Consider the following 23,456-nt stretch of genomic DNA (forward strand, 5'->3'; position numbering starts at 1 on the left):
CAATATCCTTGAACTGCGCCTCGCAGGCGAGAAAGGCCGCGACGATGCCGGGATCAAAATGGCTGCCGCTCCCTTTCACAATGATCTCCTTCGCTTCCTCATGGCTGAATGCGGGTTTGTAGACCCGTTTCGATATGAGGGCATCGTAGACATCCGCCACCGCCATCAGCCGCCCCGAGAGGGGGATATCCTTACCCGCCAGCCCTGCCGGATAGCCGCTGCCATCCCACTTTTCATGGTGGGTGAGGGAGATCTCCCGGGCCAGCCGCAGGAAGGAGTTGGAGCCCAGCTGCGCCTCGGCGCTCGCCAGCGCATCAGCGCCGATCTGCGGGTGGCGCTTCATGATGGCGAACTCCTCATCGGTCAGCTTGCCCGGCTTGAGCAGGATGGCATCGGGAATGCCCACCTTGCCTACATCGTGCAGCGGGGCCGATTTGAACAGCAGATCGATGGTTGCATCATCCAGTGGATAGCTATCCCAGTTGCTGAGGCTCAGATGCACTGCCAGCGCCTTGACGTAGTGCTGGGTACGGATGATATGGGCGCCGGTCTCGTTGTCGCGGGTCTCTGCCAGCGAGGCGAGCCCGAGAATGGCCACATCACGGGTGAGGTTAAGCTCGTCGCTGCGGGATTTCAGCTCGCCGATCATCTGATTGGTGCTGGCGGCGATAAGGCCGAACTCGTCATCCCGGGTGATCGGCACCCGGGCATCGAAGTCACCGCATTGCACTCTGGCCATGGTGCGGGTCTGGTGGCGCAGGGAGAGGCCAAGATTGCGGCCGTAGCCGTAAATGATGAGGGCGAGATAGCTGAAGGTCACCGTCATAACGAAAGCGATCTCCCACAGAATGTAGTGCTGGGCCTCGACCCTCGGCAGACTGCGCTCCACCGTCACCAGCCACTCCAGATCCTTGTTGAACAGCAAAAAGAAGACGCACCCCAGCAGGCTGAGCGTCGCCAGGGTAAAGAGGATGAACTTGCGTGGCAGCGGCATGGCCAGCGGGTAGCTCAGCGCCAGGTTCTGCTCATCTTGCCGTGCTCTGGCTCGATACCAATCCCGCTCCAGAGTCAGATCGGCCGCCACCAGAAAGCCGAGGGTGGTCATCCCCAGCAGCACCTTGAGATGGCTTGTCAGTGGAAAATCGTGGGCCACTGCGTTGTAGCCAGAGAGCAGCAGCGCCCCCAGCAGGTAAAAGCCCAGCTCCAGCATGAATCCATCCAGACCGTTGCGCGGCAGGGGGCGCCTTGAGAGCAGCATGTTGCGTATGGCGAACATGATGGCGAACGTCACCAGCGTCGGCCCCAGCAGCTGGGGCAGGGTGAGACTCTCGAGAAACGGGCAGACCTGCCATCCGTAGAGGCAAAAGAGTGACAGGGTAACCCCGTAATGCAGGGCACAACGCCCCGAGATTCTCATCATGATTTCACCTGAACAGCGTTTTTGTTGTTATGGCCGCCGCGACAGGCGCGCCATCCTCAGCACCGTTGCAGCAACAGACTACCAATAGAGTAGCCGGCGCCAAACGAGCAGAGGACGCCGCGCGCCCCGACAGGAAGGTCGCGATTGTACAGATGAAACGCGATGATGGAACCCGCCGAGCTGGTATTGCCATAGCTGTCGAGAATGACCGGCGCCTCCTGCTGGCTGGCATCGTGGCCCAGCAGCTTGCGGCCGATGAACTGGTTCATGGTGAGGTTGGCCTGATGGAGCCAGAGCCGGTTCAGGCTCTCGGCAGGCCAGCCCTGTTCATCGAGCTGGTTGGCGATCTGCTCGCACACCAGCGGCAACACCTCCTTGAACACCTTGCGCCCCTGCTGGCGAAACAGCTTGTCATCGCCGTAGCGGGTGCGCGGACTGAGCCGGTTCAAAAAGCCGAAGTTGTTGCGGATGTTGTTGGAGTACTGGGTCACCAGCTTGCTTGCCACCAGTTGCCACGGATTGGCCACCTTGCAATCTTCCGCTCGTTCCAAAAGTACCGCGGTACAGGCATCGCCGAAGATAAAGTGGCTATCCCGATCGCGAAAATTGAGGTGCCCCGAGCAGATCTCCGGATTGACCACCAGCGCCAGTTTGGCGGTGCCTGCCGCCAGCATGTCTGAGGCTGTTTTGATACCGAAGGTGGCAGACGAGCAGGCGACGTTCATGTCAAAGGCCATGCCGCTCGCCCCCAGATAGTGCTGCAGCTCGATGGCCAGCGCCGGGTAGGGGCGTGGCATGTTGGAGGCGGCGACGATGACCAGATCGATCTCGCCAGGCTCGCGGCCGGCGGCGATCAGCGCCTGTTCGGCGGCGGCTACCGCCATCTCCACCATGATGGAGGGCATATCGTCGGGTCGCTCCGCCAGCAGCGGCTGCATGATGTCGGGGTTGAGCACCCCCTCGCGGCTCACCAGATAACGGCTCTTGATACCGGAGGCCTTTTCGATGAACTCGCAGCTGGAATGCTGCTTGGCAGGGAGCTGACCGGCGTCGATGGCGGAGGCGTTCTCCTCGTTGTAGAGATCCACATACTGGTTGAAGGCGGCCACCAGCTCTTCATTGCTGACGGCAAAGGGTGGGGTATAGAGGCCTGAGCCGCTGATCACGATAGAGGTCATCTTTGCTCCTCGCCGGGTGCGTTCCCGGCTTGTCGGTTTATAGGGTAGAGAGGGTTACAGCTGGTCGATCGCCGCAGCGAGACCCGCCAGAGTCAGCGGATGCATCCGCCCGCCAACCACGTCATTCATCAGCTTGATGGAGGGATGCCAGAGCCATTCCCGGCGCGGGGTGGGGTTGATCCATACCAGTTTGGGAAAGTGCTGCTGCAAGCGGGTAAGCCACACCTGACCCGGCTCCTCGTTCCACTGCTCGACGCTGCCGCCCGGCCAGGTGATCTCATAGGGGCCCATGGTGGCATCCCCCACCAGGATCACCCGGTAGTCGCTGCCATAGGTGCGCAGCAGCCGCAGGGTATCGAACCGCTCCTCAAAGCGGCGCTCGTTATCCTTCCAGACGAAGTCATAGAGGCAGTTGTGAAAATAGAAGTACTCCAGATGCTTGAACTCGTGGCGCAGAGCCGAGAAGAGGCGCTGCACCTCGGCTACGTGGGCATCCATGGAGCCTCCTACATCGAAGAAAACCAACAGCTTCACCCCGTTGTGGCGTTCGGGCCGCAGCTTCACATCGAGCCAACCCTGCCGGGCAGAGCTTTTTATGGTGTCGTCGAGATCCAGCTCGTCGGGATTGCCTTTGCGTACCCAACGCCTGAGTTTGCGCAGCGCCAGCTGGATGGCGCGCTGGCCGAGCGGCGAGTCGTCGCTGAAGTTGCGGTAATGCCTGGCCTCCCACACCTTGACCGCCTTGCCATGCTGCCCCTCTCCACCCATGCGCACCCCCTCGGGGTGAAAACCCCCATGGCCAAACGGGCTGCTGCCGCCGGTCCCTACCCACTTGTTGCCGCCGGCGTGGCGCTCTTTCTGCTCGTTCAGCCGCTGGTTAAGGGTCTCCAGCAGTTTGTCGAGTCCGCCGAGGGATTTGAGCAACGCCTTTTCCTCGGCGCTCAACAGCCGTTCGAACTCCTTGCGCAGCCACTCCTCGGGCAGGCTCTCCGGCAGCAGGGGGATGGCGTCCAGCCCCTCGTAGTATTCGGCGAAGGCGCGATCGAAGCGATCGTAGTGGGCCTCGTCTTTTACCAGAAGGCAGCGGGAGAGTTGGTAGAACTCGTCCATATCGATGGTGACCAACCGGGCAGCCAGTGCGGCGTGCAAGTCCAGCAGTTCGCGCAGGCTGCAGGGGAGCTTGTGGCGGCGCAGGTGGGTAAAAAAGTCGATCAGCATAAATTAGCTGCCGCGCCGGGCCAGAAAGGCGAGCTTCTCGAATAGATGCAGATCCTGCTCGGTCTTGAGCAGGGCGCCGTATAGCGCGGGCACCAGCTTGCCCGGCTCGCGGGCGCGCATCGCCTCGGGGGCGATATCGTCGGCCAGCAGCAGGCGGATCCAGTCCAGGAGTTCTGAAGTGGAGGGCTTCTTGCGCAGTCCCTCTACCTCGCGCAGCTCGAAGAAGAGATCCATCGCTTCACCGAGCAGGCTCTCCTTGAGGTCTGGGTAGTGGAGTTTGACGATGGCCTGCATCTCGGCCTTGTCGGGGAAGCGGATGTAGTGGAAGAAACAGCGGCGCAGGAAAGCGTCCGGCAGCTCTTTTTCGTTATTGGAGGTGATGATGACGACCGGCCGCTGGCGCGCCTTGACTCGCTCGCCGGTCTCGTAGACGTCGAACTCCATCCGATCCAGCTCCAGCAGCAGATCGTTGGGGAATTCGATATCGGCCTTGTCGATCTCGTCGATCAGCAGCACCGGTCGCTGTTCGGCGCTGAAAGCCTGCCACAGCTTGCCCTGGCGAATGTAGTGGCTGATATCGGCCACTTTAGGGTCACCTAGCTGGGAGTCGCGCAGCCGGGCTACCGCATCATATTCGTAGAGCCCCTGCTGGGCCTTGGTGGTGGACTTGATATGCCAGGCAATGAGATCGGTGCCGAGATGGTCGGCGACCGCTTCTGCCAGCACCGTCTTGCCGGTACCTGGCTCCCCTTTGATCAGCAGCGGTTTTTCGAGGGTGATGGCGGCATTGACCGCCATCTTCAATGCCTCGGAGGCGAGATACTGGCTGCTTCCTGAAAATCCCATAACGTCGGTTCCTTTGACGATTGGCACCCGGAGTCAGGGGCCAGAGAGAATAAGCTCTATATGTTGTAATACCATATGGTTATAACGAATAGTCACTTCTCATTCAGAAACCACAGGGTAATCTTGTTTCATCGTCGTAACAAACACAGGGATAGCACCATGAGCAAAATTTTTGAGGACAATAGCCAGACTATCGGTCACACCCCGCTGGTTCGTCTCAACCGTGTTACCAAAGGCCGCGTGCTGGCCAAGATCGAGAGCCGCAACCCCAGCTTCAGCGTCAAGTGCCGTATCGGTGCCAACCTGATCTGGGATGCCGAGAAGCGCGGCATCCTGACCAAGGGTAAGGAGATCATCGAGCCCACCAGCGGCAACACGGGTATTGCTCTGGCCTTTGTCGCAGCAGCTCGCGGCTATCCCATTACCCTGACCATGCCGGCCACCATGAGCCTGGAGCGCCGCAAGCTGCTCAAGGCGCTCGGTGCCAATCTGGTGCTGACCGAAGGACCGCTCGGCATGAAAGGGGCCATTGCCAAGGCCAACGAGATCCTCGAGTCCGAGCCGGGTAAGTATGTGCTGTTGCAGCAATTTGAAAACCCGGCCAACCCGGAGATCCACGAAAAGACCACCGGCCCCGAGATTTGGGATGCCACTGACGGCGAGGTAGATGTGTTCGTGGCCGGGGTCGGTACCGGTGGCACCATTACCGGTGTCTCCCGCTACCTGAAGAAGACCCAGGGCAAGGCGGTGGTCTCTGTCGCCGTTGAGCCTGCCGAGTCGCCGGTCATCAGCCAGAAGCTGGCCGGTGAAGAGATCAAACCGGGCCCCCACAAGATCCAGGGGATTGGTGCCGGCTTTATCCCGGGCAACCTTGACCTCTCCCTGATTGACCGGGTTGAGCAGGTGACCAGTGACGAAGCTATCGAGATGGCCCGCCGTCTGATGGAGGAGGAGGGGATCCTGGCTGGTATCAGCTCCGGTGCAGCCGTGGTGGCTGCCAGCCGTCTGGCCGAGCTGCCGGAGTTTGAAGGAAAAACGATTGTCGTCATCCTGCCGAGCGCCGCGGAGCGCTACCTCTCCAGCGCCCTGTTTGCCGGCGTATTCAGCGAGCAGGAGCTGCAGCAGTAAACCACAAGATTGCACTGACAAGACGGCGCTCCCAGGAGCGCCGTTTCTTTATGGGCTAGACTCTGCATCGCCCAGCGCCACTCGGGACCTTATTTTTTGGGGTAAAATAACAAGCTCCGGAGCGAGAAAAAAAGCAGACATTCTGTGATAAATCTCATATCCTGTGCGGCGTCACGCGGTGTCTGATGGTCAGGTATCACAAAGTAACAAAGTGTTATTTTTCGTTATAAAATAATTTCAGGCCAGTCCTGATGCGGCTTGTAGCTCAATAACGGAAAAATCCCGATCAAGACACCGAAATACTGCACAGAAAATTGACCTGGATTAAACCATTGCGGGTCTGCTTTCGTTACTTTACAACATATCCATACTGACACGGTGGGTCAGGTTGTCTGAAAAGCGACCAGCTTACTAAAAAATATCAATAATATGGGGTGAAACCATGTACGAGAAGTCTGTTGTTATTACTGCTGAAAACGGCCTGCACACCCGTCCGGCAGCTCAGTTCGTGAAAGAAGCCAAAGAATTCCAAAGCGAGATCACTGTGGTCTCCGGTGGCAAATCCGCCAGCGCCAAGAGCCTGTTCAAGCTGCAGACTCTGGGTCTGACCAAAGGCACCAACGTGACCATCCAGGCCGACGGCCCGGACGCTCAGAAAGCCGTTGAGAAGCTGGTTGCCCTGATGGACGAGCTGGAGTAATCCAGCTTTATTCCTCCCCCACAGTCGTTTTAATAGGAAGGATTATGATATCTGGCATTCTTGCGTCCCCCGGTATCGCATTCGGTAAGGCGCTTCTTCTGAAAGAAGATGAAATCGTTATCAATCAGGGCAAGATCTCTGCTGACCAGATTGATGTCGAGATCAACCGCTTCCTCGAAGCCCGCACCAAGTCAGCTGCACAGCTGGAAGCCATCAAAGAGATGGCCGGTCGCACCTTCGGCGAAGAAAAAGAGGCCATCTTCGAAGGCCACATCATGTTGCTCGAAGATGAAGAGCTGGAAGGGGATATCAAATCCTTCATCAAAGATAACAAGGCATCCGCCGACAAAGCCATCTACGAGGTGATCGAACAGTACGCCAAGATGATGGCCGAGCTGGACGACCCCTATCTGCGCGAGCGCGCAACCGACTTCCGTGACATCGGTACCCGTCTGGTCAAGAACGTACTGGGCATAGCCGTTGTCAACCTGAGCACCATCGACGAAGAGGTGATTCTGGTCGCCAAAGACCTGACTCCGTCCGAGACCGCTCAGATCAACCTGAAATATGTGCTGGGTTTCGTTACCGACATCGGTGGCCGTACCTCTCACACCTCCATCATGGCCCGCTCCCTGGAGCTGCCGGCCATCGTGGGCACCAACGACATCACCGATCGCGTCAAGAACGGTGAGATGATCCTGCTCGACGCCATCAACAACAAGGTTGTGATCAACCCGAGCGAAGCCGAGCTGACCCAGTTCAAAGAGACTCAGGCCCGTTATCAGGCCGAGAAGGACGAGCTGGCCAAGCTGAAAGATCTGCCTGCCATCACGCTTGATGGTCATCAGGTCGAAGTGTGCGCCAACATCGGTACCGTCAAGGATACAGAAGGTGCCATCCGCAATGGCGCCGAAGGCGTGGGTCTGTACCGTACCGAGTTCCTGTTCATGGACCGTGACGCGCTGCCGACCGAAGACGAGCAGTTCAAAGCCTACAAAGAAGTGGCCGAAGCGATGCCGGATCAGCCGATCATCGTGCGCACCATGGACATTGGCGGCGACAAAGAGCTGCCGTACATGAATTTCCCGAAAGAGATGAACCCCTTCCTGGGCTGGCGCGCCGTGCGTATTTTCTTCGATCGCGAAGACATCATGCACGCTCAGCTGCGGGCCATTCTGCGTGCGTCTGCCTTTGGCAAACTGCGCATCATGTTCCCGATGATCATCTCTGTCGAAGAGTTCCGTAGCCTGAAAGCTACCGTAGAGACGCTGAAAGCCGAACTGCGCGCCGAAGGCAAAGCCTTTGATGAATCCATCGAAGTGGGTATCATGATCGAGACCCCGGCTGCTGCCGTCATGGCTCATCATCTTGCCAAGGAAGTGGATTTCTTCAGTATCGGTACCAACGACCTGACCCAGTACACCCTGGCTGTCGACCGTGGTAACGAGATGATCTCCGCGATGTACAACCCGCTGTCACCCTCCGTCCTGACCCTGATCAAGATGGTTATCGATGCATCCCATGCCGAAGGCAAGTGGACCGGTATGTGTGGTGAACTGGCTGGTGACGAGCGTGCCACCCTGCTGCTGCTGGGTATGGGTCTGGATGAGTTCTCCATGAGCGCCATCTCTGTACCGCGTATCAAGAAGCTTATCCGCAACACCAACTTCGAAGATGTGAAGGCAATGGCTGATCAAGCACTGAGCTTTGCCACCGCTGCTGAAATCGAAGCGTGCGTAGATAACTTTATTAAGCAGAAGGCAGTCTGCTAAGATCGGCTGCAAACAGCGACAAATCATCTCTAGGAGCTTTATATGGGTCTGTTCGACAAACTGAAGAAACTGGTTTCCGACGATAGCTCTGACACCGGTGGCATCGAAATCTTTGCTCCGCTGTCTGGCGAAATCGTACCGATCGAAGATGTACCCGACGTAGTCTTCGCCGAGAAGATCGTCGGCGACGGCATCGCCATCAAGCCGGCTGGCAACAAGATGGTTGCTCCGTGCGACGGCACCATCGGCAAGATCTTCGAGACCAACCACGCGTTCTCTCTGGAATCCGACTCCGGCATCGAGCTGTTCGTTCACTTCGGTATCGACACCGTTGAGCTGAAAGGCGAAGGCTTCAAGCGTATCGCTCAGGAAGGCCAGCAGGTCAAGCGCGGCGACACCATCATCGAGTTCGATCTGGCCGTTCTGGAAGCGAAAGCCAAATCTACCCTGACTCCGGTGGTCATCTCCAACATGGACGAGATCAAAGAGCTGGTGAAGATGACTGGTGCCGTGACTGTGGGCGAGACCCCGGTGATCCGTATCAAGAAATAAGCCGTGACGGGCCAAGCGCCTGTTACTGCAATAAAAAACCGAAGCCTTGTGCTTCGGTTTTTTTATGGCTGCGATCAGGGCCAAAACCGTATTCCCTCCTCCCTTTACTCTTTCGCGACCACCACCCGGTTGCGCCCCTGCTCCTTGGCGAGATAAAGCGCCCGATCCGCCATCATCAGTAGATAGTCGATGCTCTGATCGCCCCGGGTTGCGGCGCAGCCAAGGCTGATGGTGAGAGTGATAGCTTGTCCCTGCCATGGCATGACCTGCTCGCTGACCTGCTGGCGCAGCCGTTCGGCCCGGCAGGCGGCCTGCTCCAGCGTGTGATCCGGCAAGATCAGCAGAAACTCCTCGCCGCCCCAGCGGGCCAGGCACTCCCCCGGTTGCAGCAGCTCAGTCATGGTTTCTGCAACGGCGCAGAGCGCTGCATCCCCGGCAGGGTGACCGTAACGGTCGTTGATCTGCTTGAAGTGGTCGATATCGCCCAGCACGAGGGCAAAGGCATCGCCCTGCATCCGGTGGGATTGCAGCTGCTGCTCGGCACCACGACGGTTGCACAGCTCGGTGAGGGGGTCGGTACAGGAGAGGCGGCTCACCTCTTCCACCATGCACTGCAGGTCGTGAATGTCGCGGAAGGTGACGATATGGCCATCCGGGATTGCATCGGCCCCCAGCTGGGCCGTCACCACGAACCAGCGGTGCTGGCCATTCTTGCAGCGGATCAGGGCGGGTATCTCTGCCACTTCCAGCCCCTGTTGCAGTGACTGCTCTACCTCGGTGTGCCAGGCCTGAATGATCGCGCTGCGGTAGGTTGCATCCGGATAGGCGAGGCGAAACCAGTTGTCCATATCGGGCAGGTCGGTCAGGTCATACCCGAGCTGCTCGCGAAAGGCGCGGTTGAGAAAGCGATGGCGACGAACAGGGATGCTGTCACCGGTATCGGGCAGACCCTCGCGGCGCGCCACCGATTCTGACACCAGAATGGGGAGCGGTATCACATCAAAGGAGCGAAACAGGATCTGCTGCAGTTCTCTCTCTTCCATCGTCACGTGATGCTCCCTGATCCTTTTGTCACTTTCTCTAACATAGGTTAGCCAGCGCAGGTGGTAAATGGATTTCTGGGGCACGGCCGGGGCGGGCTCTCGTCTCATCTGAAAGCAGGGAAAAGGGTGGAGGAGCTGCATTTTGCACCAGAACGGAGGGGTCTGCTGCGTGTCTGCCGATGTCACCAGCGCGGCTTGCGGTAATGATTCAGCACGTTTAGTGGCTTATTTTATAAACCTTTTTGTTTATAAAATAACAGTATTCTGTCGCCAGAGAGGGCAACACCTGCCGGGTGGCCATCTCCCCAAGGCTTGCCGAGCTTCCTCCGATCCGCTGACCGATCATGTGAACGCAATAAAAAAGCCGCTCACATCGGTGAGCGGCTTTGTTGGTTCCTCTTCCCTTAAGCGGGCTGCTTGCCCTCTTCTGCGGGAGGTGGCGGCAGGGCGCCGGAGTTGGATTCGACCTTCTGCTCCTCCCCCTGCATGTTCTTGATGTAGACATCCATCTGGTTGAAGGCGATCTCGATGCCATTCTCGCGGAACAGCTGGTCGATCTTGCGGTTCAACTCGTCCACCGCCGGGTTGCGATCTCCCAGTTCGCTCACGAAGAAGCGCAGCTCATGATCCAGGGTGCTGGCACCGAAGGTGAGGAAGTAGACGATGGGCGCCGGGTCTTTCAACACGCGGCTGTTCTCGTCCGCCGCCTGTTTGAGCAGGGTGCGGGTCAGCTCCAGATCGGAACCGTATGCCACGCCTACCCGCACGATCACCCGGGTCACGGTGTCACTCAGCGACCAGTTGATCAGCCGTTCGGTCATCAGCTGCTGGTTGGGGATGATCACCTCTTTGCGGTCGAAGTCGGTCAGGGTGGTGGCGCGAATGCGGATCCGCGAAACGGTACCCGAGAAGGAGCCGATGGTGACGGTGTCACCGATCCGCACCGGACGCTCGAACAGGATGATGATGCCGGAGACGAAGTTGGAGAGGATCTCCTTCATGCCAAAACCGATACCGACTGACAGACCACCCGCTACCCACTGCAGCTTGTCCCACTGCACGCCCATCATGGAGAGGGCGGTCAGCGAGCCGAAGCCGATCAGTACGTAGTTGAGCATGGTGGTGATGGCGTAGGCCGTCCCCTGAGCCAGGTTCAGCTTGGAGAGCACCAGCACCTCCAGCAAACCCGGCAGGTTGCGTGCCAGCGACCAGGCGCCGCCGAGCAGCAGGAGGCCGATCAGTACGTCACTCAGGCTGATGGGGAAGAGCACGGCATTGGCGCCGGTGCCTTCACTGCGGTGCCACAGCACCATGCTGTCGAGGTAGGAGAAGACCGCGACCAGATCGGACCAGAGCCAGTAGAAGGCGACGCCGAAGATCAGCATCAGCACGGTGCGAGTCAGACGCAGGGACTGCTGGCTGACATCCTCCAGATCCATCGGCTGCTCTTCGATGGACTCGCCACCTTCCGCATCTTCCGAGGACTTGTGCTCACGTTTGGCCACGGCGCGGCGGTAGGCCAGACGACGGGCCGCCAGCTCCAGCCCGCGCAGGGCGGTGCGGTAGACCAGGCTCCAGATGATCAGCAGATAGAAGGATTCGATCAGGCGACCGGTCAGCTTCAGCGCGGTGTAGTAGTAGCCGAGCATCGCCAGCACGATCAGCGCCACCGGGGCCAGTGCCAACGCAATGGCGGTCATGGTCTGGGTCATGCTCGCCTCGCCCTTGATGCGGGCGCGGGAGATGGGGAACACCAGATAGGCGGCCAGTGCCAACAGGATCAGGGTGAGAGCCTGACCGATCACGTCGTTGCCCAAGGTGGAGGGTTCTACCACCGCCTTGGTTGACAGCATGATAAGGGGCAACAGCGGCAGCCAGAGGTAGCGCATGCTGTTGCGCTTGGCCTGCAGCTCGGCGCGCGGGATGCGGAAGTGGGATTCACCGAGGCCGCCCGGGCGCATCACCGCCATGTAGATGCTGAATACCAGATAACCGAGGGCCAGGTTAAGGGTGATCTGGAAGATGAGCTTGGGGCTCAGCAGACCACAGTAGGTGAGCAGCAAGCCGCCCGCCAGAATGAACAGGCTGCCCGGCAGGCGTTGCAACAGGGTAAAGAAGAGTGCACGCGGGGTGTGCCACTGGCTGTCCTGACGGAAGCGGCCCAGATCCTTGGCAATCTTTTTCTGGCGTTCGGCCAGCGCTGGACGCTTCCACATCAGCAGGCCGCCGATCAGCAGCAGCGGGAAGGCGAGCAGGGAGACGCCGAGCAGTTCCTGGCGCCACTGGCTCCAGTCCGGTTTCAGTACCCAGTCGGAGGCCTGTTTGTAGGCTTGGGCCGGCCAGCTGATGGCCCACTTGAAGTCGATCGGTTTGTTGCTGCTTACCCAGAAGATGTGCTGCTGCAGGGTAAATTCGATAGAGGCATAGACCCGCGCCAGCTGCTGCTGGGTCAGCTGCAGACTGATGGCGTTGGTGAGCTGGCTGTCGAGCTGGCGGTTGAGCTGATCGAGCAGATTGATGCGGGTATCGATCAGTTTGCTGAGACTCTCCTTGTCCTCCTCGCTGACCGGCTCTTTGCTGCCCTCGATCAGGTTGTCCAGATAGAGGTTCTTCTGGAACAGCTGGTCACGCTGCTGACTCAGCTCGAACTGGGCCAGATGCAGATCGGCGATCTGCTCTTCCAGGTTTTTGACGGCGATGGTGGGCGCCGCTTCCAGCTGTTGATAGAGCTGATAGAGGATGCGTGACAGCAGCAGATTGCCCTTGAGCATCTGCACCTGTTCGTTGAGGTTGCGTTCGGTCTGGGTGCCGCGCTCCAGCCAGCTCTTGGCCTGCAGGTTTTTCTGCACCAGCGAGTTGAGGTTGGTGGTAGCGCTGATGAGTTGCTGGCTGAGCTGATGGTTGAGGACCTGCTCTTTTTGTACCAGCGGGCTGTCTTCGGTCGCTACCAGCTCGCCGGTCTGTTCGGCGGTCTTCTCAGTGTCGCCGAGGCGCTTGGCACTGCTCTGCTCCTGCAGCAGTTGCAGCTTCTGCTCTTCACTGGTGAGGCGGGCGTTCTGGTAGTCGCGCTGTTTGACCGCCAGATCCTGCATGCTGGTACGGTTGTCCATATCCTTTTGCAGCTGGGAAATTTGCAGATCGAGCAGTGCCAGTTCTGTATTGAGCTTCATCTTCTCGGCGCTGCTGACGTTCTCGCCGGCAGTGAGACGGCTGCGGATCTCCTGACTGCGCTGATAGGCGCGGCTCATGCTGCTCTGGGCGCGCTCCGGCAGGGTTTGCAGGTTGGTGAGCTGGCTGCCGATGGCGCCGAGCGCCTCCTGGGCGGCCTGCATGTTGGCCAGCACATCGGGCTGGCGGTTGTCGAGCTCGGCCAGACTCATGCTGGCGTATTCACTCTTGATCTGCTCCGGGCTCTTGCCCTGGGTCAAGTCGTTGAGCTTGGCGCTGATGTCGCGCAGCTCACCCGGCAGATTGCGAATGCGCTGGGCCTGCGCCTTGGCTTTCGCCTCCTCCTTGTCGATGCTGTCGAGCAGGGCGAGGGTATCGGTCAGAAACTTCTGATCGTTTTGTTGACTGACGGTCAGGGTCTCGGATTTGCCCAGATTGTCCAGCGCCCGCTGGACTGTGGCGCGGGAGGGAACATCCTGCGCCATGGCTTGCGGGGCAACGCAGAGGCTGACGAGTAGGCAGAGCAGCGGCAACAGGATGGCCGATGCTCTCTTGAAGGGTGTTGATTGCATATAACTTCCGGGTTATTGCGCGGTAATTGGGAAATTTCCCACCTGGATTAAATCCGCGGGGATTCTAACACCGGCACCCTTTGCGAAGCAGGGGGGAGGGATAAAAAAAACGGCGCCCGCAGGCGCCGTTTTCAGCTTGTTCAGTTCCGATTAAAGAACGTGAACAGAAGCGGTGTTGGTGGTGCCGCTCGGTACCAGAGCACCGGAGACCATCACAACCACGTCACCTTTCTGGCCCATGCCGATTTCCAGCGCGGCTTCTTTACCGATGCGATAGAAATCGTCGGTAGAGGCGATGCTGTCAACCACGTGAGCAACCACACCCTTGGTCAGAACCATCTGGGCAGCGGTCTTCTTGTTGGTGGTGATAGCCAGGATCCAGGCTTTCGGGAAGTACTTGCGGATGGCCTTGGCAGACTTGCCGCCTTCGGTGGCAACCACGATCAGCGGGGCGTCCAGCTTCTCGGAGGTCTCTACCGCACCTTTACATACGGCTTCGGTGATGCGCAGCTTGTTGCTGTCGTTGGCAGCAGACAGGTTGGACGGCATCACGGCATCGGTACGCTCGCAGATGGTCGCCATGATGGTCACGGCTTCCAGCGGGTACTTACCCTTGGCGGATTCACCGGACAGCATGACTGCATCGGTACCGTCCAGGATGGCGTTGGCCACGTCGCCGGCTTCGGCGCGGGTCGGACGCGGGTTCTTGATCATGGAGTCCAGCATCTGGGTGGCAGTGATAACCACTTTGCGGGCCTTGTTGCACTTGGCGATGATCATCTTCTGGGCGAAGATTACCTCTTCAACCGGGATCTCTACACCCATGTCGCCACGAGCAACCATGATGCCGTCGGAAACAGCCAGGATCTCGTCGAAGTTGTCCAGACCTTCCTGGTTCTCGATCTTGGAGATGATCTGGATGTTCTCGCCACCGTGGGCTTTCAGGTGCTCACGGATTTCCAGTACGTCTTCTTTCTTGCGGATGAAGGAAGCAGCAACGAAATCAACGCTCTGCTCGCAACCGAAGATCAGGTCACGCTTGTCTTTCTCGGCCAGGGCCGGCAGCTTGATGGAGACGCCCGGCAGGTTGACGCCCTTGTTCTCGCCCAGATCGCCGTTGTTCAGTACTTTACAGACAACTTCGCGCTCGGTGATCTCGATGACGTCCAGACCGATCAGACCGTCGTCAACCAGGATGCGGTTGCCGACGCGCAGGTCGTTGGCGAAACCAGCATAGGTCACGGCCACTTTGTCTTTGTTGCCAACCACGGTCTGGTCGGTGGTAAAGGTGAAGGTCTGGCCAGCAACCAGTGCTACGTCATTGCCACCTTCCAGCTTCATGGTACGGATTTCCGGACCCTTGGTATCCAGCAGGATAGCTGCGCGCTTGCCGGTTTCGGCCATCACTTCGCGCAGGTTGCGGATACGGGTGCCGTGCTCTTCGTAATCACCGTGAGAGAAGTTCAGGCGCATGACGTTCATGCCGGCGTCCAGCATTTTTGCCAGCATTTCTTTGGATTCGGTCTTGGGACCGATGGTGCAGACGATTTTGGTCTTTTTCATGTCAGTCTTCATGGTTAAGGAGTTTCCGCCGAGCAATATACACCAGTTTTTGGATTCTTTTTATGATCCAGAAACAACGTTTTGACCAGATAACGTTTTCTTTTCAGGGATAACGTTTTCCTGTTGGTCACTTTTTAGAGCATGCATCCACTGGTCTGAGCTGATTGACGACAAATGTTGCCATCTGTGTCTTATTGGCGGAGAGAAGGTTCAGATGTTGTAAAATGACCACCTGCTCACTGTCACCGTCTTGTCACCAGCTTGCGCAAAGATGTTAGCCCATTGGCGCGCTTGTGAAGGGGAAACAGATGGAAAACAGCCCATGGGGTGGCCCGGTCCTGCTTTTGCTGGCGGGGGCACTGTTGCTGGCCCATGCCATGCCTGACGCTATCTGGCCGGGTAATCACCACTGGCGCTCAGCCTTTACCGGCAACCACTCTGCCGAAGGAGCGGCACCGGTCTCGGCAGAGGTGGCCGCAGAGCGACTGCTGCTGCAGGAGTGGCTGGCGCAGGGGGCGGCGACCCGCGTGGCCCTTTCCGGCGAGAGTCGTTGAGGGGTCATCAGGTTGTGGGGGAACCGCAAAGTGGGCTAACCAGACAGGCTGCCCTCTTTTGACAATGGTGGGGCTGGCCATCTTATTATCAATAATAGGTTGATAGTGCTTATCCATTTAGCCTGATTGTTAACCTGTTGAGGTGGGCTGATAATGAATTCAGCGGCGTTGCCTTGCGGCAAAAATCGCCATCCAAACCCTTGCTGGAGTCACTGTTATGTCCCTCGCCCCCGTCTGGTTTATCTCTCACGGCGCACCGGATCTGGTGTTGCGTGATCAACCTGCCACCCGATTTCTGAGCACCCTGCGGCTGGGGGATCTCAAGGGATTGGTGGTCATCTCCGCTCACTGGTTCAGCCGCGAGTTGCAGATCAACGTCGAGCCCAATCCGGCGCTGATGTACGATTTTTACGGCTTTCCCGAGCCGCTCTACCGGATGCGCTGGCCAGCCAGCAGCCCCGAATGGTTACAGCAGGCGGTGGGTGATCAGCTGACGCTGGCGGGTCTGAGCGCGACCCCGGTGCGGCGTGAGCTGGACCACGGGGTCTGGTCGCCGCTTTCCCTGATCGACCCGGACAGCGAGATCCCGCTGGTGCAGATCTCCATCCCCGCCAGCTTCACCCCGACCCAGCTCTGGCAACTGGGAGAGGCGCTTGCCGAATTGCGCAGTCAGGGGATTGGTATCCTTGCCTCCGGCGCCATTACCCACAACCTGCGGGCGTTGGGGCCCGAGGGGTCGCCGGTGCCGCGCTGGGCCAGCCAGTTTGTCGACTGGCTGGAAGGGGCGATGGCGGCAGAGGAGCGGGAGGCGTTGCTCGACTACCGTCGGCTGGCCCCTGGGGCGGTGGAGTCTCACCCCCATGACGATCACCTGCGCCCGCTCTTTGTGGCGCTGGGGGCCGCGCAGGGCAAGGCACCGATCCTGCTGCACGAGAGCTGGGATGGCGGCAGCCTCTACATGGGGGCTTATCGCTTCGATTAACGAGCGCCGTGCAAGCAAGAGCCCGCCAATTGGCGGGCTCTTGTCGTTCGGGGGGCTGCGGTCAGGGGACGATCACCCGGCTTTCGCCGCCACCAAGGGCTTCCACCCTGACTTGCACACCAATCCGCTCCACCAGGGTCTGGACGTGGGAGATAACCCCGATCTGGCGGCCGGCGGCCTGCAGGGAGTCGAGGCTGGCGAGCGCCAGATCCAGACTGTCCGGATCCAGGGTGCCGAACCCCTCGTCGATAAAGAGCGACTCGACCTGGGTCTGCCCTGACGAGAGGCTGGAGAGGGCCAGCGCCAGTGCCAGCGACACCAGAAAACTCTCGCCACCGGAGAGGGAGTCCACCGAGCGCACCTCGTCCCCCATGTCGAGATCCACCACCTGCAGCGCCAGATCAGTGCCTGGCACCCGCTCCAGCCGGTAGCGCGGCGAGAGCTCGGCGAGCTGGGCGTTGGCTTCCAGCAACAGGCGCTCGAGGGTGAGGCTCTGGGCAAAGGTGCGGAACTTGGCGCCGTTGGCTTGCCCGATCAGATCGCACAGCTTTTGCCAGTGATCGGCGACTGCCTGCTGGCTGGCCAGCTCCTGCTGCAGGCTGCCCGCCTTGAGGGCGGCCGCTTCGGCTTGCGCCAGCGTGCTCTTGCACTCGAACAGTTGCTCGTCGAGCTCGCGGCAGTGGGCTTCCAGTGCCGTGAGCCGCAGTACCAGCTCCTCCTGCGGCAGGGCAGCCAGCTCGGGGTGATGCTCGCGATAGCGTTCCCGCTTGCTCTCCTCCAGCGCCAGCGCCCGCTGCCGCTCGGCAAGGCGGGTGCGCGCCTCGCCAACCGCATCCTCCAGCCCTTGCAGGGCGGCGCGGCGCGCCTTCAGCTCATCGGGGCTGATGGCCAACAGCCGGCGCAGGTCGTATTCGGCGATGCCGAGGGTACTGGCGTGGGCCGCCCAGCGGCCCAGCACCTCCCGCTTACGGCGGCTGCTCACCTGTTTTTCCTGCTCCACATGGGTGAGGCGGGTCTTGAGCTCGGTCTGCCGCTCGCGCAGGGTGCGGGCGCTCTGTTGCATCGCCTCCAGTTCGCTGGCGACCTGCTGTAGTCGTTGCTGCCAGCGGTTCTCGACCAGTGCGATATCCTCACCACCCAGACAGGCAGCGCGGCTGGTGAGCAGTCCCTGCCGCTGCTGCTCGTGCTCCTTGTAGTCCCGCTCCAGCTTGTGCAGCAGTTCGCGTTGGGTCTGCAGGCGCGCCTCCTGCGCGCTCAGGGCCGGGGTGAGACTGGCGATCTCGCTGGCCAGCCGCTCCCACTCGCTCTGGCCGTGCAGCCAGGCCTCGCAGGCCCGCTGCCACTCACGCCACTGCTGGCTGCCGAGCCACTGGCGCCAGGGTTGGCCAGCCATCTGTTCATCGAGACGGTTGCCCCCCAGTTCGAGGCGCTGGCGCAGGGTCGCTTCCTGCTCGCCCATTGCCTTCACTTCCCCTTCCAGCGCAATGCGCTGGCGGTCAGCCTCCTGCCACTGCTGCTCGAACTGCTGGTGCTGGGCGCCCAGCTGGCTCAGCTGCTGACGCACCCCCTGCAACTGCTGCTGGCCAAGCTGGGCCTGACGCAGCAGCTGCTGGCTCTGGGCCAGCCCCTGCTCCAGCATCTGGCCGTGGCCGAGCAGGGTGCTCATCAGCTCGTTCCACTCAATGGGGCTCTGGCGCAGCGGCAGCGGGTGGCCCAGCAGGGTATCGCCTCCGAGCTGCAGCCAGCGCTGGGTCAGCTGCTCGGCGCGCGCCTCCAGCTCCGGCAGGTGCTGCTGGCGTACTGCCAGCTGGCGAGCCAGCTCCTGACGCTCGCTCTCGCACTGAATGTATTGATGGTTGAGCCGCTCCCACTCCAGCTCCAGGCTGCGGGCCCGCTCCGCCAGTTGACCGAGAATGCCGGCCAACTGTGGCTGGCTCTGGCTGTAGGGGTGCTCCTCGGCGCCACAGAGCGGGCAGGGGGTGCCATCGCTCAGGATATGGCGATACTGCTCGAACGTGGCCACCGCCCGGGACTGCTCCAGCGCGTGGCGCGCCTCGTCCCGCTGCATGGCAAGCCGCTCGCGGGCTGGTGCCAGCTCTTCGCCAAGGGTGGCGAGTTTGCCGAGCGCCTGCTCCAGTTGGCCAATCTCCTGTTGCAGACGGCCATGCTGCTCGCCGTGGTTGCGGCCATAGTCGGCCAGCTCCAGCAGTTGGCGCAGTAGGCCCAGCTGTTCGGTCTGCTGCTGCCACTGCTCCTGCGCCTTGGCGAGGCGGCTCTCCCACTGCTGCTCCTGCAACTCGTTTTGTTGCTGTTGCAGCCGCGCCTGCTCCTGTTGCCAGTAGTCGCGCTCCTGCTGGCCCTGTTCCAGCTGGCGTTGCAACTGCTGCAGGGCGCGCAGCTTGTGATCCCGCAGGGTGAGCAGCTGTTGCAGCTTGTCGGCATCCTCGGCCCAATCCTGCATGGCGGTGAGCAGGGGCTGCCACTGGCGGGCCACTGGTGCCAGCTCCTTGTTCTCTTCCAGCCAGAGGCTCCACTGCTGGTGCTGCTGCTTGAGCTGTTCTACCTGTCGGCTCTGCTCGCGCCACCCCTGCTCGAGGGTGAGCTGGACTTCCCGCTCCTGAGTTCCCTCCTGCTGGATCTTCTGCAACTGCTGCTGCTTTTCCCGAATGCGGGTGTCGAGCTCCTGTGCCCGCTTGAGTTCAGGCTGCAGGGCGCCCCATTCGCGCTCGGCGGCAATCTTCTCCGCCAGCAGCTGCTGTTCGGTGAGGGCGCTCTGCTGGGTCTGCTCCTCGAGCTTGGCCAGCTCAGGCCCCAACTCGGCGATCACCTTCTCCTGCTGCTGTACCTCAAGGGTGAGGCGGGCCAGCTCGTCGTGATCGGCGCGGGCCACCTGCGCCTGCTCGGCGCGGGCGAACTCCTCTCGCTCGGGAGCGGCGCCGCCATGGGCCTGCATGGCTGCATCCAGCGCGGCTTCAGCCTCGCTGCAACCTTGCTGCTGGGCGGCGATGCGGCTGTTGAGGTCACGCAGATCCTGCATCAGCTGCTGTTGCTGCTGTTCATGCTTGAGGCTGGTGGCGAGATTCACCTGCCGGCTTACCCACTGCTCGCGGGTCGCCTCGTCCATCAGCGCCACGTCGCCGAGGCGCTGATGGATGGCGGCCAGCTTCTGCTGCTCTTCCCGCGCCCGTTCATAGGTCTGGATGGAGATGGCGGAGTAGAGCTCGGTGCCGGTCATCCGTTCGAGCAGGGCGGAGCGCTCGTTGGCGTCCGATTTGAGGAAGGCGGCGAATTCCCCCTGCGGCAGGATCACCGCGCGGCGGAACTGCTCCCAGGAGAGGCCCACCAGCTCGTCGATGCGATCCTGCAGCTCCCGCTTGCTGCCAGAGAAAACCTGACCCGACTCGACATCGGTCAGGGTGCGCTCCTGCGCCTGAAAGCGCCCCTCGGCGCGGTTGCGGGCACGGCGCACCGCCCAGCGGGCCAGCCAGATGCGGCCATCGCAGCCACGAAATTGCACCTCGGCAAAGCCGCTGGCGTGACCGCGGCTGAGGATGCCACGCACGTCGTTGGCCTTGAGCTTCTCCTCGTCATCCATGCGGCCCACTTCGGCCACGTTCTTGCGATTGGCGATAAAGCGCGGCATCTCGTCGTAAAGAGCCAGACAAATGGCGTCGAGCAGGGTGCTCTTGCCGGCGCCGGTATTGCCGGTGATGGCAAACAGGCCCGCGGCGCCAAGCGCCCCCCTGGTAAAGTCGATGGTGAAGGTGCCGGTCAGACTGGCCAGATTCTCACCTGACAGAGACAAGATTTTCATGCGTTGGACTCCTTCACCAGCTCAAGGATCTCTTCAAACGAGGCGACCAGCTGTGCCTCGGGTTCCCCTTCAAATTGGCGCTGATAGCAGAGGCGAAAAACTTCAGTGGGGGAGAGCTCATCCAGCCTGCGCCGCTCGCGGCCATCGGCCAGCCCTTCGCCCGAGCCTTGATACTGGGTGCTGATGCGGGCCAGCCGCACCGGCTTGTCGGCGATGGCCGCCAGAATCCGCTCGCGGATGCGGGCCTCGGGCTTGGGCAGCAGCAACCGCACTTCGAGGAAGGGCTGTGCTTCTTGTGGACAAGGGGGGAGCGTCAGTGCCTCGATGGCGTTCAATGCGTCGTCGAGAGGGCTCTGGGGCAGGCGGATCATCTCCACCGCGCGTGGCACTGGAATGGATGCCACCGTGGTGAGCTTGCCCTCTGCAAAGGTCACTTCCAGCACCTGATGGTTGTAGTTGGCCTCGGCTAGCGATAGCGGCAGCGGCGAGCCGCTGTAGTGCACCCCGTCGGCCGGGCTCTGGGCCAGATGGAGGTGACCGAGCGCCGTGTAGTCGGCACCGGCAAAGAGTTCGGCAGGCAGGGCGTGCTGGTTGCCGCCGAGCACCCGCCGCTCTGAAAGCTCGGAGAGCTGGCCCGCCGCCAGATAGGCGTGGCCCATGGCGATGAGCGGCAGATCCTCGCCGCAGCGGGTGCGCCCTTCGGCCAGCACCTCGGTGTAGATTTGGCGTACCCCTTCGATCAGCCGGTCCTGCCCCTCAGCCAGCTGTTCTACCCGCAGATCGCTGCTGCGCAGGAACGGCACGGCGGCGCACCAGGCGGCAATCTTGCCTTCCCGGTCTTGCAGCGGCACCAGCAGACGGTCGGTCTCGAGTTTGCCATCGCCATCGCGGCTGATGCTGCCTACCAGATGCAGATCAAAGGCCCGCAGCAGCTCGTGGGGGGCATCCAGCTTGGAGGGAGAGTCGTGGTTGCCGCCGATCAGCACCATGTTGAGGTGAGGCAGCTCGGCGCGCAGCCGCGCCAGAAAGCGGTAGAGCTGCTGCCAGGCGCTGGCGGGCGGATTGGCGGTATCAAACAGATCGCCCGCCACCAGCAGGGCGTCGATCTCGCGCACCTTGAGGGTGTCGGTCAGCCAGTCGAGGAAGGCATCGTGTTCAAAACGGCGGTCGTGACCATGGAGTTGATGGCCAAGATGCCAGTCGGCGGTATGGAGGATTTTCATGAGAAAGCAACCCGGATCCTGGGATGGTGCCGGTGGCACCCGATGGTGACAAGATGAGGATGCCCCGTGCTTTTTTCAAGTAAAACAGGGGGCTGCCGTCAGCTCATGCAGGTTCGCAGCACATCTTGTACTGGGGGTGGCCGGTAAGGGGATCGGACTCCTCCGCCTCGATGACGAAGCCGTGGCGGCGGTAGAAGCGCACCGCCTGAGAGTTTTCCACGAAGACTCTGGCATGGAGCGACGCCCCCTGACGCTTGGCCTCCTGCAGCAGGGCGTGGCCGACGCCGCGTCCCTGTCGGTCGGGGCGCACAAAGAGGGCTGCGAGGTAGTTGTCTACCAGCGCCATGAAACCAAGCAGGTCGCCGCGCTCCTCGAACACCCAAATGGAGGCGCGATCGAGATATCGGGTACGCAGATCCTCCTGAGCCTGCCACCAGCAGGAGGCATCGACAAAATCGTGGGCCTGCAGGGAGGCCAGCAACCAGATTTCGACGATCTCGTCCATGTCTTCGGGGCGACTGGGCCGCAACATATCTTCATCCTTGTTAACAACTTCACCTTCGCAGTCTAGGGGAACTTGATGACAGTTCCGGTAACCGGGATGGCACCCTGTGAAGTTGATCGCCCTTTATTTAGCAAGAATGATTGGCTGATCACAAAGCGCCTCTCTAGTACAATGCCCGCCGGACAATCTATCGAGACCGAGGACGCCATGTGGTTTAAAAACCTGCAGATTTATCGCTTTACCCGCCCCTTTGACCTGACCGTGGAGCAGCTGGAAACCCAGCTGGAGGCCTGTGCCTTCACCCCCTGCGGCAGTCAGGACATCTCCCGGTTCGGGTGGGTCAAGCCCCTTGGCAAATTCGGCTCAACCCTGACCCACAGCGCCTCCGGCCACATCCTCATCTGCGCCCGCAAGGAGGAGAAGATGCTGCCCGGTACCGTGGTCAAGGAGATGCTGGCGGAGAAGGTAGAGGCGATCGAGTTCGAACAGGGCCGCGCCCTCAAGAAGAAAGAGAAGGAAGCGCTCAAAGAGGAGATTCTCCATACCCTGCTGCCGCGCGCCTTCAGCCGTACCAGCCAGACCTTCGCCTGGATCAATCCGGCCGACAACCTGATGGTGGTGGATGCAGGCTCAGCCAAGAAGGCGGACGACCTGCTGGCACTGCTGCGCAAATCCATCGGCTCCCTGCCGGTTGTGCCGGTGGCCCTCAAGAACCCGCCCGAAATCACCATGACCGAGTGGCTGAACGAGGGCAATCTGCCCGCTTCGTTCACCCTGGAAGACGAAGCAGAGCTGCGCAGTGCCATGGAGCACGGCGGCATCATCCGCTGCAAGCAGCAGGATCTGATGACGGATGAAATCAAGAACCACCTGGCCAACGACAAGCTGGTGACCAAGCTGGCCCTCAACTGGGGCGAGACCGTCAGCTTCGTGCTGGGGGATGATCTCTCCATCAAGCGCCTGAAGTTCAGCGAAGAGCTGCGCGAGCAGAACGACGACGTGACCAGCGAAGATCCGGCCGCCCGTCTGGATGCCGACTTTGCGCTGGTGACCGCCGAGCTATCCCAGTTTATCCCGGCGCTGTTTGCCGCCCTGGGTGGCGAAGAGCAGTCCATCTAGGCGAACTGCTCTGCCTGATTGCAAAAAACCGCCCGAGGGCGGTTTTTTTATGGGCGCTGATGACCGAAGGCAATCCCGAACAGAGAGGGCCGACTGATG

Annotated in this window: 17 protein-coding genes; 7 read left to right on the plus strand and 10 right to left on the minus strand. The window is 60.6% G+C overall.

The genetic code is table 11. The features are described 5' to 3' along the window. From LG31_RS0104515 to LG31_RS0104530, 4 genes are all read right to left on the minus strand, one after another. The coding region (locus LG31_RS0104515) for an HD domain-containing phosphohydrolase (RefSeq protein ID WP_033113314.1) at positions 1-1,420 on the minus strand (1,420 nt) is incomplete at its 3' end. 56 nt (positions 1,421-1,476) lie between these two features. Continuing rightward, on the minus strand, positions 1,477-2,598 hold the full coding sequence (locus LG31_RS0104520; RefSeq protein ID WP_033113315.1) for a beta-ketoacyl-ACP synthase III: 1,122 nt from the start codon (positions 2,596-2,598) through the stop codon (positions 1,477-1,479). A gap of 54 nt (positions 2,599-2,652) precedes the next feature. Beyond that, positions 2,653-3,816 carry a vWA domain-containing protein gene (locus tag LG31_RS0104525; protein WP_033113316.1) on the minus strand — a complete coding sequence of 388 codons (1,164 nt, stop codon included), beginning with the start codon at positions 3,814-3,816 and terminating at the stop codon, positions 2,653-2,655. 3 nt (positions 3,817-3,819) lie between these two features. Continuing rightward, positions 3,820-4,662 carry an AAA family ATPase gene (locus LG31_RS0104530; protein WP_033113317.1) on the minus strand — a complete coding sequence of 281 codons (843 nt, stop codon included), beginning with the start codon at positions 4,660-4,662 and terminating at the stop codon, positions 3,820-3,822. A 159-nt stretch (positions 4,663-4,821) separates the two neighbouring features. Between LG31_RS0104530 and cysK the strand changes: the two genes are divergently transcribed. The 4 genes from cysK to crr all read left to right on the plus strand — a co-directional run bounded on the left by cysK (position 4,822) and on the right by crr (position 8,814). Beyond that, on the plus strand, positions 4,822-5,790 hold the full coding sequence (cysK, locus tag LG31_RS0104535) for a cysteine synthase A (RefSeq protein ID WP_005347490.1): 969 nt from the start codon (positions 4,822-4,824) through the stop codon (positions 5,788-5,790). Positions 5,791-6,232: 442 nt separating this feature from the next. Then, positions 6,233-6,490 carry an HPr family phosphocarrier protein gene (locus LG31_RS0104540; protein ID WP_005303128.1) on the plus strand — a complete coding sequence of 86 codons (258 nt, stop codon included), beginning with the start codon at positions 6,233-6,235 and terminating at the stop codon, positions 6,488-6,490. 44 nt (positions 6,491-6,534) lie between these two features. Next, complete coding sequence (gene ptsI / locus LG31_RS0104545) at positions 6,535-8,262, plus strand: phosphoenolpyruvate-protein phosphotransferase PtsI (protein WP_033113318.1); 1,728 nt, start codon at positions 6,535-6,537, stop codon at positions 8,260-8,262. A gap of 42 nt (positions 8,263-8,304) precedes the next feature. After that, complete coding sequence (gene crr / locus LG31_RS0104550) at positions 8,305-8,814, plus strand: PTS glucose transporter subunit IIA (protein ID WP_005303134.1); 510 nt, start codon at positions 8,305-8,307, stop codon at positions 8,812-8,814. Between the two features lie 104 nt (positions 8,815-8,918). Here crr and LG31_RS0104555 read toward each other — a convergent pair whose 3' ends face one another. The 3 genes from LG31_RS0104555 to pykF all read right to left on the minus strand — a co-directional run bounded on the left by LG31_RS0104555 (position 8,919) and on the right by pykF (position 15,160). Beyond that, on the minus strand, positions 8,919-9,857 hold the full coding sequence (locus tag LG31_RS0104555; RefSeq protein ID WP_033113319.1) for a GGDEF domain-containing protein: 939 nt from the start codon (positions 9,855-9,857) through the stop codon (positions 8,919-8,921). 404 nt (positions 9,858-10,261) lie between these two features. Beyond that, positions 10,262-13,597, minus strand: a complete 3,336-nt coding sequence (gene mscK / locus LG31_RS0104560) for a mechanosensitive channel MscK (RefSeq protein WP_033113320.1) — start codon at positions 13,595-13,597, stop codon at positions 10,262-10,264. A gap of 150 nt (positions 13,598-13,747) precedes the next feature. Then, complete coding sequence (gene pykF, locus LG31_RS0104565; RefSeq protein WP_033113321.1) at positions 13,748-15,160, minus strand: pyruvate kinase PykF; 1,413 nt, start codon at positions 15,158-15,160, stop codon at positions 13,748-13,750. 308 nt (positions 15,161-15,468) lie between these two features. Here pykF and LG31_RS0104570 point away from each other — a divergent pair, with 308 nt between their 5' ends. Further along, positions 15,469-15,714, plus strand: coding sequence for a hypothetical protein (locus LG31_RS0104570; RefSeq protein WP_033113322.1), 246 nt, complete (start codon positions 15,469-15,471; stop codon positions 15,712-15,714). Between the two features lie 217 nt (positions 15,715-15,931). Beyond that, positions 15,932-16,696 carry a DODA-type extradiol aromatic ring-opening family dioxygenase gene (locus LG31_RS0104575; protein ID WP_033113323.1) on the plus strand — a complete coding sequence of 255 codons (765 nt, stop codon included), beginning with the start codon at positions 15,932-15,934 and terminating at the stop codon, positions 16,694-16,696. A 61-nt stretch (positions 16,697-16,757) separates the two neighbouring features. On the opposite strand, the gene LG31_RS0104580 is transcribed toward LG31_RS0104575, so the two are convergent. The 3 genes from LG31_RS0104580 to LG31_RS0104590 all read right to left on the minus strand — a co-directional run bounded on the left by LG31_RS0104580 (position 16,758) and on the right by LG31_RS0104590 (position 22,265). Further along, the gene (locus tag LG31_RS0104580) at positions 16,758-20,510 is read right to left on the minus strand and encodes an AAA family ATPase (protein WP_033113324.1); all 3,753 of its coding nucleotides are present in this window, start codon (positions 20,508-20,510) and stop codon (positions 16,758-16,760) included. Then, entirely contained in the window at positions 20,507-21,733 is a 1,227-nt protein-coding gene (locus LG31_RS0104585; RefSeq protein ID WP_033113325.1) for an exonuclease SbcCD subunit D C-terminal domain-containing protein, read from the minus strand. The genes LG31_RS0104580 and LG31_RS0104585 overlap by 4 nt, the downstream gene beginning before the upstream one ends. A gap of 103 nt (positions 21,734-21,836) precedes the next feature. Then, positions 21,837-22,265 carry a GNAT family N-acetyltransferase gene (locus tag LG31_RS0104590; RefSeq protein ID WP_033113326.1) on the minus strand — a complete coding sequence of 143 codons (429 nt, stop codon included), beginning with the start codon at positions 22,263-22,265 and terminating at the stop codon, positions 21,837-21,839. Between the two features lie 180 nt (positions 22,266-22,445). On the opposite strand from LG31_RS0104590, the gene rdgC reads away from it, so the two are divergent. Then, on the plus strand, positions 22,446-23,357 hold the full coding sequence (gene rdgC / locus LG31_RS0104595) for a recombination-associated protein RdgC (RefSeq protein WP_033113354.1): 912 nt from the start codon (positions 22,446-22,448) through the stop codon (positions 23,355-23,357). Positions 23,358-23,456: the final 99 nt, after the last annotated feature.

This window comes from Aeromonas lacus (assembly GCF_000764665.1).
GTDB classification, from domain to species: Bacteria; Pseudomonadota; Gammaproteobacteria; order Enterobacterales; family Aeromonadaceae; genus Aeromonas; species Aeromonas lacus.